The 13,895-nt window shown below is 65.5% G+C and carries 13 protein-coding genes and 1 tRNA gene; 7 read left to right on the top strand and 7 right to left on the bottom strand.

Translation table 11 applies throughout. The features are described 5' to 3' along the window. Positions 1-164 precede the first annotated feature (164 nt). From AC6LJ5_RS09000 to AC6LJ5_RS08990, 3 genes are all read right to left on the bottom strand, one after another. Complete coding sequence (locus AC6LJ5_RS09000; protein WP_498140290.1) at positions 165-437, bottom strand: DUF2164 domain-containing protein; 273 nt, start codon at positions 435-437, stop codon at positions 165-167. A gap of 85 nt (positions 438-522) precedes the next feature. Next, complete coding sequence (locus AC6LJ5_RS08995; RefSeq protein WP_498140289.1) at positions 523-1,455, bottom strand: cation diffusion facilitator family transporter; 933 nt, start codon at positions 1,453-1,455, stop codon at positions 523-525. Positions 1,456-1,574: 119 nt separating this feature from the next. After that, positions 1,575-1,853, bottom strand: a complete 279-nt coding sequence (locus AC6LJ5_RS08990; protein ID WP_498140291.1) for a BrnA antitoxin family protein — start codon at positions 1,851-1,853, stop codon at positions 1,575-1,577. Positions 1,854-2,314: 461 nt separating this feature from the next. Here AC6LJ5_RS08990 and AC6LJ5_RS08985 point away from each other — a divergent pair, with 461 nt between their 5' ends. Further along, complete coding sequence (locus tag AC6LJ5_RS08985; protein ID WP_498140288.1) at positions 2,315-2,851, top strand: DUF4189 domain-containing protein; 537 nt, start codon at positions 2,315-2,317, stop codon at positions 2,849-2,851. 90 nt (positions 2,852-2,941) lie between these two features. On the opposite strand, the gene AC6LJ5_RS08980 is transcribed toward AC6LJ5_RS08985, so the two are convergent. Continuing rightward, positions 2,942-3,028: transfer RNA gene (locus tag AC6LJ5_RS08980), tRNA-Leu, on the bottom strand. A gap of 45 nt (positions 3,029-3,073) precedes the next feature. Here AC6LJ5_RS08980 and dapC point away from each other — a divergent pair. From dapC to AC6LJ5_RS08950, 6 genes are all read left to right on the top strand, one after another. Then, positions 3,074-4,270, top strand: a complete 1,197-nt coding sequence (gene dapC, locus AC6LJ5_RS08975; RefSeq protein WP_392408879.1) for a succinyldiaminopimelate transaminase — start codon at positions 3,074-3,076, stop codon at positions 4,268-4,270. 29 nt (positions 4,271-4,299) lie between these two features. Then, the gene (dapD, locus tag AC6LJ5_RS08970) at positions 4,300-5,121 is read left to right on the top strand and encodes a 2,3,4,5-tetrahydropyridine-2,6-dicarboxylate N-succinyltransferase (RefSeq protein ID WP_212312547.1); all 822 of its coding nucleotides are present in this window, start codon (positions 4,300-4,302) and stop codon (positions 5,119-5,121) included. Then, on the top strand, positions 5,121-6,275 hold the full coding sequence (gene dapE, locus AC6LJ5_RS08965; RefSeq protein WP_498140287.1) for a succinyl-diaminopimelate desuccinylase: 1,155 nt from the start codon (positions 5,121-5,123) through the stop codon (positions 6,273-6,275). Before dapD ends, dapE begins: the two co-directional genes overlap by 1 nt. A 91-nt stretch (positions 6,276-6,366) precedes the next feature. Beyond that, positions 6,367-7,263 carry a 50S ribosomal protein L3 N(5)-glutamine methyltransferase gene (prmB, locus tag AC6LJ5_RS08960; RefSeq protein ID WP_103275102.1) on the top strand — a complete coding sequence of 299 codons (897 nt, stop codon included), beginning with the start codon at positions 6,367-6,369 and terminating at the stop codon, positions 7,261-7,263. Further along, positions 7,260-9,191, top strand: a complete 1,932-nt coding sequence (locus tag AC6LJ5_RS08955) for an ABC-F family ATP-binding cassette domain-containing protein (RefSeq protein WP_103275103.1) — start codon at positions 7,260-7,262, stop codon at positions 9,189-9,191. The genes prmB and AC6LJ5_RS08955 overlap by 4 nt, the downstream gene beginning before the upstream one ends. Before the next feature lie 149 nt (positions 9,192-9,340). After that, positions 9,341-10,363 carry a tyrosine-type recombinase/integrase gene (locus tag AC6LJ5_RS08950; RefSeq protein WP_081004523.1) on the top strand — a complete coding sequence of 341 codons (1,023 nt, stop codon included), beginning with the start codon at positions 9,341-9,343 and terminating at the stop codon, positions 10,361-10,363. Here the strand turns inward: AC6LJ5_RS08950 and AC6LJ5_RS08945 are convergent. The 3 genes from AC6LJ5_RS08945 to AC6LJ5_RS08935 form a co-directional block, all read right to left on the bottom strand. Then, positions 10,323-11,114: a DNA adenine methylase gene (locus tag AC6LJ5_RS08945; protein WP_053497670.1), complete on the bottom strand. Its 792-nt coding sequence runs from the start codon at positions 11,112-11,114 to the stop codon at positions 10,323-10,325. The two genes, AC6LJ5_RS08950 and AC6LJ5_RS08945, sit on opposite strands and share 41 nt — an antisense overlap. A 135-nt stretch (positions 11,115-11,249) precedes the next feature. After that, complete coding sequence (locus AC6LJ5_RS08940; protein WP_053497671.1) at positions 11,250-11,621, bottom strand: hypothetical protein; 372 nt, start codon at positions 11,619-11,621, stop codon at positions 11,250-11,252. Positions 11,622-13,041: 1,420 nt separating this feature from the next. Beyond that, entirely contained in the window at positions 13,042-13,881 is an 840-nt protein-coding gene (locus tag AC6LJ5_RS08935) for a phage tail protein (RefSeq protein ID WP_498140286.1), read from the bottom strand. Positions 13,882-13,895: the final 14 nt, after the last annotated feature.

Genomic DNA, 13,895 nt, shown 5'->3' with positions numbered 1-13,895 from the left:
TGACGGTGCTCATGAGAGGTCTCCCAAAAAGAACAATCCCCACTCAGCGTACCGCTTCGTGGGGATCGGGCTGACCATCTCATTAGCCCCGGAGCACTTGCGTGCCACGGGGCTCCAGACAGCGCCGGCCTGGCGCCGGATCAACGCCCGCGCAGGGCATCCGGTCACCGGCCGCGCTTGGCCTTGTCATGCTTGCGCCAGTAGGCGAATTCTTCCTCGTGGACTTCCAGGTCCAGCTCGGCAACGCGCGCCTGCAGCCTTTCCTGCACGTCGGCAACCGCCCGGTTGTAAATGACCGGCGCGATTTCCTCCAGGAAGAATCCCAGCAGCGCGCCGGCGGCGATATTGCCGATCGGCTCTTCCATGTTCTGGTCGAAATACCGCTGGATCGACGTGACCGCCGTATCGCGCAGTTCCCGTTCAAGTTCGATAGCCATCCTGCCCGCCTCGGTTTGCATTCATGAGGGCTACGAGACTAGAACAAAGCGCGCGGCAGGACAACGCATGCCCGGCCGCGCCGCCTCAGACCGCCCACTCCAGGTCCGTCGTGAAGGCGATGGTCAGCCAGCGGTCCGGCGTGTCGTCGCCCACGGCGCGGCTCACCTCGTCGCGGATCCGGTCCCATTGCTCCAGCGGCTTGGCCGGCAGGTCCTTGGGCACGACGAAATACAGCTCGATCTGCCTGCCGCGTCCCACCTTGGCCACATAGGAACGATGCGACGTGAAACCGTAGCGCTGCGTGAACGTCCTGGCCACCTCGTCCACATGCTCCTTCAGGTCCGGCGGCGTGATCAGCAGCACATCGGCCAGGGCGCGCCGTATGGTGCCGATGGGCATCGGAATGATCACCAGGCAGACCAGCGCCAGCACGGCCGGGTCGATATAGGGCGTCAGGTAATCGAGCGAAGTGCCCTCGATGGCATGGCCGACGCTGAAGGCCAGCAGCAGCGCCGCGGTGATCCCGCCCGACATGATCCACGCCTTGGCATCCAGCGCCACGAATTCCGAGCGCAGCTTCCGGTTCACCCGCATTTCGTAGATGGCCATGCCAATGCAGGCCGCCAGCGCGAAGGCGGCATAGAAGATCGCGTAGCTGAACTCCAGGTCGCGGCCGCCCTTCATCAGGCTGCCGACGGCATTGATCAAGGCGTAGATGGCGACCCCTGTCAGCATGAGGCTGTTCAGGCCCAGCACCATGGGCTCAAGGTGCCAGAAGCCCATGGTGAAGCGGTCGCGCAGCTTGCCGGTCGGACCGCCAGGCGCCGTGGACAGCGCGATGAGACGGGCGACGATCAGCGCCAGGCCGCTCATGCCCGCGTCCGCCAGCATGTAGACGCCGTCGAACACGATGGAGAAGGACCCGGACAAGAGGCCGAAGAGGATGCCGCTGCCGGCGACCACGATGGTGACGAGAATGGAAGTGCGAAGTATCGATTGTTCAGTATGTTTGTGCATATGGCCTCCCCGCTACGGGCGACAGCGCGCCGCCGGCGATGGTTGCGCCAGCATCGCGTCGCCCGTCGAAAGTTCGGTTGACTGCGTTTTCCTTGGGGTTGAGGGAATGATCGGCCGGTTCAGGAAGGCGGGTTCTGCTTGAGCCAGTCTTTCAGGGCGCTATCGACACGGGTCTGCCACCCGGCGCCGGTCGCCTTGAACGCGTCCACCACGTCCGCCGACAGGCGGATGGTGACCACCCGCTTGAGCGGCGCCTTCTGGGGACCGCGCCGGCGCACGCCGGCGGACTCCGCTCGCTGAGATGCGTCGGCGCCATCGCCGCCGGACGCGACGGGGGTGCCCGCAAGGGTGTCCGGATTGCCTTGTTCCGATGAATCAGGAATGCGCCTGGTCGTCATGATGTCCGGCTCCCGGAGCGGCCTGTCAGCCAACCGATCATGCGAACTTCGTCCGATTTCCCCGCAATGCCGGCCAGGCCGGATGTATTCGATGGGGGAAACGCATGCCGCAGATGCCGTTGTCTTCCTGACGGTGCGCACAAGGAGGATGCGCAAGGTCCGCTGCGTAGGGTGATTGTTCTTGTTTTTTAATGGATGAAAGCGAAGTTCACGCGGCAGATTGTATTTACAATAAAATAGGACTGTCAAATCGGCATGCCTGCGCACCCCGCCCCATATACAGCCTGCCGGAGCGCGCGCCCACCGGCCCTGGGCCAATCCGATGGCCAGGCCCATGTAAACAGGATCAGCTGGGGAAGTATTTCCGAGCTAGCGGGATCCCGTTACCATCAACCGATTCAGCATTGCCATCGACTTGGCCTGTCCCTAGAATTTGCGCATCCTCTACCCCCACCAACCGGATGACGCTGATGAAGATCCTCCACCGCCTTGCCGTGACGCTGGCAACGCTGACCGCGGCCCTGGCCCTTGCGAATCCCGCGGCCGCCGAAAACGGCTGCGCCGACGGCTATACGCCTGCGGCTCCAGGCTCCGGCTCCAGCGGGTGCGTGCCCATCCCTGGCCTGTACCAGGTCCCGGGCGGGATACAGGGCGAATCCGCTGCCCCATCCGTCCGCTGGGAAGATCGCTGGGGCGCGATCGCCGTGGACAGCGTCACCGGCAAGACCGGCGTGGCGGGCAGCAAGGCGACTCGCCGACAGGCCGAAGAAGCCGCGCTGGCGATATGCGCCCAAAAGGGCGGCGGCGACTGCAAGGTGAACCTATCGTATGCCAATCAATGCGGCGTGATCGCGTGGGGCAATAACCGGACATCCGCCCGGTTCGCGGCCACGCTGGAAGAAGCATCACGGCTGGCGCTGAATGAATGCGCGCAGGTCAGCGGCGGCACCTGCGAGGTCTTTTTTTCCGATTGCAGCATGCCGGTGCGCGTGCAATAGCCGGCAAAAAGAAAAAGCCCCGCGGCACTTGCGTGCCGCGGGGCTGTAGGACATTGTTGACCCAACGCCAAATCAGTGTCCGAATAGGGTTGGTGCGAAGGAGGGGACTCGAACCCCTACACCTGTTACGGCGTCAGGACCTAAACCTGGTGCGTCTACCAATTTCGCCACCTTCGCTTTAGCCAAGCCCGCTATTGTAGCTTGCTTGTTAAAATCGTGCGCATGAACCCGCGCCTAGATGCCCTACACCCCTACCCGTTCGAGAAATTGCGGGCTTTGCTGGCCTCGGCCGGCACGCCGCCGGACGGGCTTGCCCCCATCAATCTGTCGATCGGCGAACCCAAGCACGCCGCGCCGGAGCGCGTGGCGCAGGCCATCCGGGACGGCATGGCGGGGCTGTCGGTCTACCCGTCCACCAAGGGCGATCCGGCGCTGCGCCGGGCGATCTCCGCGTGGCTGGCGCGCCGCTACAGCATCCCCGCCCCCGACGCGGAAACCCAGGTGCTGCCCGCGCTGGGCTCGCGCGAAGCGCTGTTCGCCTTCACCCAGACGGTGATCGATCCCTCGGCCGGCGCGGTGGTGGTCTGCCCCAACCCGTTCTACCAGATCTACGAAGGCGCGACGCTGCTGGCCGGCGGCACACCCTATTACGTCAATGCCGACGCGGCGCGCAATTTCGGCTGCGACTGGAACCAGGTGCCGGAAGACATCTGGCGCAAGACGCGGCTGGTGTTCGTCTGCTCGCCAGGCAACCCGGCCGGCAACGTGATGTCGCTGGAAGAGTGGAAGACGCTGTTCCAGCTGTCCGACCGCCACGGTTTCGTCATCGCGTCCGACGAATGCTATTCCGAGATCTACCTGGACGAAGGCAATCCGCCGCTGGGCGGACTGCAGGCCGCGCGCCGCCTGGGCCGCGACGACTACCGCAACCTGGTGGCGTTCTCCAGCCTGTCCAAGCGCTCCAACGTGCCCGGCCTGCGCTCGGGCTTCGTGGCCGGGGACGCGGCGCTGATCGGCCGCTTCCTGCTGTACCGCACGTATCATGGCAGCGCCATGAGCCCCATTGTCACGGCCGGCAGCATCGCCGCCTGGACCGACGAGGAACACGTGAAGGAAAACCGGCGCATGTACCGCGAGAAGTTCGACGCGGTACTGCCCATCCTGCGCGACGTCCTCAACGTGGACCGCCCGCAAGCCTCGTTCTACCTGTGGGCCGGCACGTCCGGCCCCGACACCGCCTTCGTGCGCGACCTCTACGGCCGCACCGGCGTGACCGTGCTGCCCGGCAGCTTCCTGGCGCGCGACGCCCACGGCGTCAATCCTGGCGAGAACCGGGTGCGCCTGGCGCTGGTCGCGCCGCTGGCCGAATGCGTGCAGGCCGCCGAGCGCATCGCGCATTTCGTCAAGACTTCCGTTTGACCAACCCCTCTTTGAAAAGCTGAGCCGTTATGACTCTCGACCTGCAAACCACCATCGAAAAGGCCTGGGAAGACCGGACCAACCTGTCGCCCGCCGACGCCAGCGCCGAAGTGCGCGAAGCGGTCGAGCACACCATCGACGGTCTGGACCTGGGCCGCCTGCGCGTGGCCGAAAAGATCAATGACGACTGGGTCGTGCATCAATGGATCAAGAAGGCCGTGCTGCTGTCGTTCCGCCTGAGCGAGAACGCCATCATGGGCCAGGCCCCGCTGCAGTTCTACGACAAGGTGCCGCTCAAGTTCTCCGAGTACGGCGACAACGCCTTCAAGCAAGGCGGCTACCGCGTGGTGCCGCCGGCCGTGGCCCGCCGTGGCGCCTACATCGCCCGCAACGTGGTGCTGATGCCCTCCTACGTCAACATCGGCGCCTACGTCGACGAAGGCACCATGGTCGACACCTGGGCCACGGTGGGCTCGTGCGCCCAGATCGGCAAGAACGTTCACCTGTCCGGCGGCGTCGGCATCGGCGGCGTGCTGGAGCCGCTGCAGGCCAACCCCACCATCATCGAGGACAACTGCTTCATCGGCGCCCGTTCCGAAGTGGTGGAAGGCGTGGTGGTCGAAGAGAACTCGGTGCTGGCCATGGGCGTGTTCCTGTCGCAAAGCACCAAGATCTATGACCGCGCCACCGGCAAGATCACCTACGGCCGCGTGCCGTCGGGCTCGGTGGTGGTGCCGGGCTCGCTGCCTTCGGCCGACGGTTCGCACAGTCTGGCCTGCGCCGTGATCGTCAAGCGCGTCGACGCGCAGACGCGCGCCAAGACCAGCATCAACGACCTGCTGAGGGCTTGATGAGCACGTCTTCCGGATCATCGGCCGTCCTGGACCTGGTCAAGGACCTGATCGCCCGCCCGTCTGTCACCCCGGCCGACGAGGACTGCCAGGCGACGCTGGCCGCGCGCCTGGAACGCATCGGTTTCCGCTGCGAGACCATCGCCCAGGGCGGCGTCACCAACCTGTGGGCACGGCGCGGAAGCGCCGCCCCGCTGGCGGTGTTCGCCGGCCACACGGACGTGGTGCCGCCGGGCCCGCGCGAGAAATGGCAGAGCGACCCGTTCACGCCGACCGAGCGCGACGGCTTCCTGTACGGCCGCGGCTCGGCCGACATGAAGAGTTCGATCGCCGCCTTCGTGGTGGCGGCCGAGGAATTCGTGGCGGCCCATCCGCAGCACGGCGGCTCGATCGCGCTGCTGATCACGTCCGACGAGGAAGGCCCGTCGATCGACGGCACGGCCATCGTCTGCGACGCGCTCAAGGCGCGTGGCGAACAGATGGACTTCTGCATCGTCGGCGAACCCACCTCGGGCGATACGCTGGGCGACATCTGCAAGAACGGCCGCCGCGGCTCGCTGTCCGGCACGCTGACGGTCAAGGGCGTGCAGGGCCACGTGGCCTACCCGCACCTTGCGCGCAACCCGGTGCACCAGCTGGCGCCGGCGCTGGCCGAGATCGTGGCCATCGAGTGGGACCAGGGCAATGAGTACTTCCCGCCCACCACGTTCCAGGTGTCGAACCTGAACTCGGGCACCGGCGCCACCAACGTGGTGCCGGGCGAGGCCGTGGCGCTGTTCAACTTCCGCTTCGCGACCGCCAGCACGCCCGACGGGCTGAAGGCGCGCGTGCATGAGGTGCTGGACCGCCATGGCCTGGAATACGAGCTGGACTGGGAACTGGGCGGCGAGCCCTTCCTGACCCCGCGCGGTTCGCTCAGCGAGGCGCTGTCCTCGGCCATCCTGGCCGAGACCGGCGTGACCACCGAGCTGTCGACCACCGGCGGCACGTCGGACGGCCGCTTCATCGCCAAGATCTGCCCGCAGGTCATCGAGTTCGGCCCCTGCAACGCCACCATCCACAAGGTGAATGAACGTATCGAGATCGCCTCGCTCGATCCGCTCAAGAACATCTACCGGCGCACGCTGGAAAACCTGCTGCCCGTCCAGCCCTGACGAGCCACACCCCGCGCCTGCCGCGCGGGACCGCCGCCCCCATGAAGGCCCGCCGGGTCGGACGGGGGCGGCTTCACGAATCCGAGTACACATGAATCCTGCCGCCCGCCACGAACTGCAAACCCTGCGCGACCTGATCCGCTACGGCGTGTCGCGCCTGAACGCCGCCCAGGTGGCGCTGGGCCATGGCAGCGACAATGCCTGGGACGAGGCGGTGTACCTGACGCTGCATGCGCTGCACTTGCCGCTGGACACGCTGGATCCCTTCCTGGACGCCCGCGTGCTGGCCGAGGAACGCGAGCGCGTGCTGGACCTGATCGACCGCCGCGTCACCGAACGCGTGCCGGCCGCCTACCTGACCAACGAGGCCTGGCTGCGCGGCCACCGCTTCTATGTGGACGCGCGCGTCATCGTGCCGCGCTCGCCCATCGCCGAACTGCTGGACCAGGGCCTGACGCCCTGGGTGCAGGATCCCTACGCCGTCGAGCACGTGCTGGACATGTGCACCGGCTCGGGCTGCCTGGCCATCCTGGGCGCGCTGGCCTTCCCCCATGCGCAGGTGGACGCCGTTGACGTGTCGCCGGACGCGCTGGACGTGGCCCGCCGCAACGTCGACGACTACGGCCTGGCCGAGCGGCTGGAACTGCACCAGAGCAACCTGTTCGACGCGCTGCCCGCGCGCCGCTACGACGTGATCCTGTGCAACCCGCCCTATGTGAACAGCGGCTCGATGGACGCGCTGCCGCAGGAATACCTGCACGAACCGCAACTGGCCCTGGCTGGCGGCGCGGACGGCATGGACCTGGTGCGCCGCATCCTGGAAGCCGCGCCGCGCTATCTGAGCGACGAGGGCGTGCTGGTGCTGGAAATCGGCCACGAGCGCGACTTCTTCGAAGCCGCCTTCCCCGAGCTGTCGCCCGTGTGGCTGGACACCGAGGAAGCCAGCGACCAGCTTCTGCTATTGACCCGAGAACAACTGAAAAAGTGATACGCGCCCAAGGATTGACCGTGCGCCGCGGCACCAAGGTGCTGCTGGACGGCGCTGAGTTTGTTGTACACCCCGGCGAACGCGTGGGCATCGTCGGCAAGAACGGCGCCGGCAAGTCGACGCTGTTCGCGCTCCTGACAGGCGAGATCGACCAGGACGCCGGCGACCTGAGCCTGCCGGCCGGCTGGCGCATCGCCAGCGTCGAGCAGGAAATCCACGCCGACGAACGTCCCGCCCGCGAGTTCGTCATCGACGGCGACACCCATCTGCGCGAACTGCAGGCGCGCCGCGCCACGCTGGGCGACGACCAGGGCACGCAGATCGCCGAGACCGAGGCGGCGCTGGTGGAAGCCGGCGCCTGGAGCGCGGCCTCGCGCGCCGAGCAGTTGCTGGCCGGCCTGGGCTTCAAGCCGCAGGAATGGATGCAGCCCGTGCAGAGCTTCTCCGGCGGCTGGCGCATGCGCCTGGCGCTGGCGCGCGCGCTGATGGCGCCGTCCGAGCTGCTGCTGCTGGACGAACCCACCAACCACCTGGACCTGGACGCCATGCTGTGGCTGGAGAAATGGCTGGCGGCCTATCCCGGCACGGTGATGCTGATCTCCCACGACACCGAGTTCCTGGACGCGGTGGCGAAATCCATCCTGCATTTCGACCATGCCAAGCTGGTGCGCTACCGCGGCGGCTACAACGACTACCTGACGCAGCGCGCCGAGCGCCTGCGCCTGGGCAACATCGCCTACGAACGCCAGCAGCGCGAGGCCGCCCGCCTGCAGGGCTTCATCGACCGCTTCAAGGCCAAGGCATCCAAGGCCAAGCAGGCGCAGAGCCGGGTCAAGGCCCTGGCGCGCATGCAGGTGCTGGCGCCGCTGCAGGCCGAAGCCGGCATCGATATCCGCATTCCCTCGCCCGATCAGGTGCCGGATCCGCTGCTGACGCTGGAACACCTGTCCGCCGGGTACACCGACGCGGCCGGCAACACCGTGCCCATCCTGCGCGACGTGACGCTGATGGTGCGCGCCGGCAGCCGCGTCGGCGTGCTGGGCGCCAACGGCGCCGGCAAGAGCACGCTGATCAAGACGCTGGCCGAAGAGCTGCCGGTGCAGGCCGGCGAGCGCCGCGCCTCGCGCGGGCTGGCCATCGGCTATTTCCACCAGCACCAGCTCGACATGCTGGACGTGGACAGCACGCCGCTGGCGCACCTGGCGCGGCTGGCGCCCGAGGCGCGCGAGCAGGAGCTGCGCAACTACCTGGGCGGCTTCGGCTTCTCCGGCGACACGGTCAACGGCAAGGTCGGCCCCATGTCCGGCGGCGAAAAAGCCCGGCTGGCGCTGTCGCTCATCGTCTGGCAAAAGCCCAACCTGCTGCTGCTGGACGAACCCAGCAACCACCTGGACGTGGAAACCCGCGAGGCCCTGGCCGCCGCGCTGGCGGAGTTTGGCGGCAGCATGCTGCTGGTCTCGCACGACCGGCACCTGCTGCGCACCACGGTGGACAGTTTCTGGATCGTGGCCGACGGCGCCGTGCGCGAGTTCGACGGCGACCTGGAGGACTACCGCGACTGGCTGGCCGCGCGCAATGCGGGCGAGCGGGCCGAGGCGCGTGAAAACGCGGAAGGCGCCGATCCCGTCGTCGACCGCAAGGCCCAGCGCCGCGCCGAGGCCGAACAGCGCCAACGCCTCGCCGCCCTGCGCAAGCCGCTGGAAGCCAGGCTCGCCAAGGTCGAGACCGAGATGGAAAAGCTGCGCGCCAAGCTGCAGGCGCTGGACGCGACCATCGCCGATCCGGACCTGTACTCCGACGAACGCCGCGCCGAACGCCAGAAGGTCATGGCCGAGCACGGCGAACACGGCAAGCGCATGGACGAGCTGGAAGAGCAGTGGCTGGAGCTGCAAGGCTCGCTGGAGGAAATCGGGCAGTCCGAAGCCTGACGGCAAGCGGAGGGGGCGACAAGCCCCCTTCTTGACTGCCTGAAGCGGCGCGCGAAATTTTGGGCATTTGAGTTGAGATAAATGCCCTCTTGCTGAGTTACAGCAGCAGAAAAGTAATTACAAATTGGGGAATCTGACGGCTTTTGATTATGAGCCGCTGGAAACACAGACCCCAAAACCTCACCCCGACCCTCTCCGACTCTCTGGCCCGATATCTGGCCGAGATATCCCCCCGAAAGAAAGGAACAGCAACCGACGTCTCGATTGCGGCGCGTTGGCTTGAGACGAGACTGGCCAATCGCCGTCTGGCCTCAATAACGGATACCGACATCAGCGACATCGCCAACGCCTGGTTAAAGGACCTGGCGCCAGCAACGGTGGTACGCCGCCTGGCCCTCGTGTCCCATCTATATACAGTGGCCCGGAAGACTTGGAAGTACCGGACCCTGGTCAACCCGCTTCAGTTCGTAGACCGTCCCGCCGTCAACGATGCCCGGGAACGCCGCCTCTACGACAACATCCGCCTTAGAGGCGTCGCGGAAACAGAGTGCCCCAGAAGCGAGATCGAATGGCTGATCCGGTCGACCACCTCGGCCGAATTGCCAACCATCATGGTCCTGGCTGCCGAGTCCGGCATGCGCCGCTCCGAGCTGGTCGTCACGGCAAAGCGAGAGCGCATTGACCTGGCCCACGGCGTGATCTATCTCGACGACACCAAGAATGGTCAACGCCGCGCGGTCCCATTGACTCCCTGGGCGCTGGCCTGGTTGAAACACTACCTCGTCGGCAAGCCCTCCAGAGGACGGATTTTCTCAATCTCGCCCTCTTCAGCCACGCGGGCGTTTGCCCGAGCCCGCAAGCGTGCCCGCAGGGACTACGAGGCCCTGTGCGCACGATATGGGCGAGTGCCGAAGCCAGAGTATTTCGCCGACCTCCGACTGCACGATCTACGCCATGAGGCCACAACCCGCCTTGCCGAGGTGTATGACATGCACAAGCTCGCCAAAGTAACTGGGCACCGGGATACTCGCATGCTGCTACGTTATTACCATCCTTCGGGGCGAGACTTGGCCAAGGAGCTTGCCCGCAGCGACCTCGGCCGGCGGCAGCGTGCCCGCTTGGCGGCAGGCCTCACACCAGCCCAGCTGGATCAGCGTGCACGTCCCAGCTGAATATCACCAGCTCACGCCGCTGGGCGCCAGCGCCGACTCCCACGGTATACGTGACGTCGGTGGACTCAATGGGAAAGGCGGCAAATAGAGCGCGGATGGCGGGGTGGTCGTTCAAGGTCACCATCGCCTTCCCTTTCAGTTTGCCCAGCACGGCCGCGAGTCGCTCATACTGCTCCCAGCCGAACTCCACCCCATAGCCCTCGGTCTCCCAATACGGCGGATCCATGAAGAAAAAAGTGTGCGGCCGGTCATATCGGCGGATGCACTCAAACCAGGGCAAATTCTCGATATAGGCGCTGGCCAGGCGCAAGTGTGCGGCGGAGAGGTTTTCCTCAATGCGCAGCAGGTTAAGCCCAGGCGGCGCGGTGGTGGCCGTCCCGTACGACTGCCCGTCGACGCGACCGCCGAAAGCCGAATGCTGTAAGTAGAAGAACCTGGCTGCTCGCTGGATGTCCGTCAAAGTCTCTTCGGGCGTGGCCTGCAGCCACTTGAACACCTGCCGACTCGATAGCGCCCACTTGAACTGGCGGACGAACTCCTCCAGGTGGTGCTTCACGACCCGATACAGGTTGATCAGCTCGCCGTTGACGTCGTTGAGCACTTCAACGTCGGACGCCATGGGCCGCAGGAAAAACATGGCCGCCCCGCCGGCGAACGGTTCGACGTAGCACTGGTGAGACGGGAAGTACGGAAGCAGGCGATCGGCCAAGCGGCGCTTGCCGCCGAGCCATGGAATGATGGGAGATGCCATTTTGTAAAATCGTTTCAAAATGGTAGCCTTGGCGCGCCTGTGCACAGGTGACGCGGCCTTGGCCACATTGGCAGCCTCATTCTGCTGGTGCGGGGCGTGCTCGGCGTTCCAGCGCCGAACACGTCGCCGCGTCTTTTACTCGCCTGCGGTGCCAGCTTCGCTGGCCACGGGGCTACCGGGTATCAGGGTCAACCAGGCTGGCACTTTTCCCCAACCGGGGTAACTCGTTGGCTCACCATCGACTTCCACGCTGCTGCCCATCTCGTACGCCGTCCCGTCCTTGACCAGGTAGAAAGTCTCCCCACGGTGATCCTCCACCGCCATCCAAGCTGACGAGGTGGGATTCCACTGAGCGACCTCGCCTTCCGGTACTGCAGGCGGGGCCTCTTCGTAGGCGCCGAAGGGAATATTGAACAGACCTGGGGCGAGGGCCAGCTCGTTAGCCTGTGTCGTAAAGAGGTAGATCCCGCTTATGGGATCGCTTTGATAGACGGTTTTGGTAGCCATTTGGCTCTCCTTGGGTTGGAAATAACACTGCAAATGCGCGTGCGCTTGCGTCCAGGCAGGCCGACCAGTTTCGATCGCACGCCCACGGGGGGACCACGCACTCCGCCCAAGGCGCTGGCGGTGGCAATCTGCTGACCGGCGCATCAGGCCAAACCACGACGGCCGGCGGCACGGAAACCCGGCCAGTGAACACCGCCTATCACGCCCGCATCCATGCTTGACGTCTGCCTCACTGCAAATGCGAGAGCGCTGGGTAGTCGGCAACGCGAAGCCATCAACGAAGCCGCGCTTGAGATTCTTGTCGAGCGCGACGCGTATGGAGCCGCCAGCGGTAACGGCCGCCCTGTATTCCAGTCCACCCTGACCTCGTTCCGTGCCGCTGGCGTGATTAAGGCTGGCGGAGGTAAGGAGACTAGGCCCCACAACACCGCCTATCACCCTCGTATCCATGTCTAAAGTCCTTTTCACTGCAAATGCACGAGCCATGGCAAGCCACCAACGGGATGCCTACGGAAGACACAGCCACCTGATGCTAGACACCCTCTGGGACACATATAGCGGTACACAGCTATTCAACACGGCTGGCGGGAAGAACGGCTTCGGAAGTTCGCGTTCCACCGAGCTTTCCGGTGGCGCGGAGACACGGCCGCGCAATACCGCCTATCACCCACGCATCCATGTCTGATTTCATACGTGGAGTCGAGGATGGTAGGCGGTATTCGTCGGCCGGGTTTCAGGCCCTCCCGAGTCGCCGATGTATGTCGAACTGGTCCCAGATCCAGCGCCCGTATTCAAGCCGAACAGGCCGCCGCCAGCTGGATTGGCCGACATCAAGTAGCCAAACAGCAGATGCCGATGCGCCTGGAGGGCGCCGGTCTGGCGGCTTGCCATGGCTCGTGCATTTGCAGTGAGGCGGACGTCAGGCATGGAGCCTCGGATGGTATGCCACGTTCCGCGGTCGAGTCTCAGCCGTGCCGGCATCAGGGAAGAGGCTGTCCATTTGGGAGATGCCCTGCGTAACCCCCGTCCCTATCGAATAGATCGCGCTGTCGGAATCTGCCCCCATGATCCGCCAGGTCTTGCTCTTCACGCGCACCTGCGCTCCCTGGCGGCTGCCGAGCGCCCGCGCATTTGCAGTGAGGCGGACGTCAAACATGGATTCGCGGGTGATATGCCACGTTGCGCGGGCGGGTTTCGGAAGCGGTACGCGCCACTCTCGCCAAGTCGAAGGATACTGTTCGGACATTGCCAGATGGCCCACTTGCGAACGTCGCTCCAAGCCCCGCATCTACGGCAAACGGGCCGGTCCCTGCCGCCACGGACCCGGAAAACACGACGGGACCGAGCGTGCCAGAACCGCCCTGCTGGGTATCCACCTGTGTGCTCGCAAGCGCTCGCGCATTTGCAGTGGCGCGGACGGTCATGCGTGGATCCGTGGGTGGTAAGCGACGTTGCGCGGCCGCGTCTCGCTTCCGCCGGTGGCCAGGGTGGTTAACCCTTCGCCTAGGTTGCGGACGGCCAGCACCGTCCCTCCTGCCGCGTTGGCGTTGCCGCTTCTGTCCAGCGTTGCCGCGTTTTGGGCATGGCTGTGGCTTTCTATCGCTGCGGCCTGGCGCGAAGCCAGCACCCGCGCATTTGCAGTGTCGAGGTCAGTCCCCGTAAAGCGGCGGAACATGTCGCGCAGGTCGGGCACGCGGAACTGCGTGGCCGAGTAGTCCGAGAACCAATGCGCGCCGCGATTGGCCTGCCACACAGCTTCCGTACGAACCAGGCTTTGCTCCTGCGCATAGCCCCACAGACCTGCGTAGGCTCCGACCTTCGGCAGCAGGCCGCCGACCGCGTCGACCTCGCTGGCCAGCGGCGCGGCGGTGTGACCATCCAAGGGGCGTCCGCACAGCAGCGAGCGGTAGCCCGTGAAAAACGCCGTGTTGGCCCAGGTCCAGACCTCGCTGCATTCGGTCACGATGATCGGACCGACGTCGGTCGTGGGCAGATCCAAGATCGAGCAGATCAGCGGCCGGCTCGTAAGCGCTAGGGCAATCAGACGCTGGATCCCCTGCAGGAGCTGAACGTTGCTGTTGGGGTCGAGCGCTACCCCACCGAATTCGGCGACCGCGGCCACTTCCTCCTGCAGGGCGTCGAACCATTCCGCCTGCAGGTCTGTCGCTGGCACGCCAGCGATCGGGTCACCGTTGGCAAAGCCGTCACGGCCGGGGCCGAACTTGTTCAGATGTCGTGTGGGAGTGGCTATTCGTCGCATGGCGCACCTAGAAA

The organism is Achromobacter sp. 1011791174 (genome assembly GCF_059760925.1).
Note: the sequence above shows the minus strand (reverse complement) of the source record. Positions and strands in the feature narration are given on the sequence as shown.

What these genes read in the sequence shown, in the direction of transcription:
- AC6LJ5_RS09000 (WP_498140290.1), bottom strand. Translation starts at nt 437, where the DNA reads ATGGCTATCGAACTTGAACGGGAACTGCGCGATACGGCGGTCACGTCG.
- AC6LJ5_RS08995 (WP_498140289.1), bottom strand. Translation starts at nt 1,455, where the DNA reads ATGCACAAACATACTGAACAATCGATACTTCGCACTTCCATTCTCGTC.
- AC6LJ5_RS08990 (WP_498140291.1), bottom strand. Translation starts at nt 1,853, where the DNA reads ATGACGACCAGGCGCATTCCTGATTCATCGGAACAAGGCAATCCGGAC.
- AC6LJ5_RS08985 (WP_498140288.1), top strand. Translation starts at nt 2,315, where the DNA reads ATGACGCTGATGAAGATCCTCCACCGCCTTGCCGTGACGCTGGCAACG.
- dapC (WP_392408879.1), top strand. Translation starts at nt 3,074, where the DNA reads ATGAACCCGCGCCTAGATGCCCTACACCCCTACCCGTTCGAGAAATTG.
- dapD (WP_212312547.1), top strand. Translation starts at nt 4,300, where the DNA reads ATGACTCTCGACCTGCAAACCACCATCGAAAAGGCCTGGGAAGACCGG.
- dapE (WP_498140287.1), top strand. Translation starts at nt 5,121, where the DNA reads ATGAGCACGTCTTCCGGATCATCGGCCGTCCTGGACCTGGTCAAGGAC.
- prmB (WP_103275102.1), top strand. Translation starts at nt 6,367, where the DNA reads ATGAATCCTGCCGCCCGCCACGAACTGCAAACCCTGCGCGACCTGATC.
- AC6LJ5_RS08950 (WP_081004523.1), top strand. Translation starts at nt 9,341, where the DNA reads ATGAGCCGCTGGAAACACAGACCCCAAAACCTCACCCCGACCCTCTCC.
- AC6LJ5_RS08945 (WP_053497670.1), bottom strand. Translation starts at nt 11,114, where the DNA reads ATGGCATCTCCCATCATTCCATGGCTCGGCGGCAAGCGCCGCTTGGCC.
- AC6LJ5_RS08940 (WP_053497671.1), bottom strand. Translation starts at nt 11,621, where the DNA reads ATGGCTACCAAAACCGTCTATCAAAGCGATCCCATAAGCGGGATCTAC.
- AC6LJ5_RS08935 (WP_498140286.1), bottom strand. Translation starts at nt 13,881, where the DNA reads ATGCGACGAATAGCCACTCCCACACGACATCTGAACAAGTTCGGCCCC.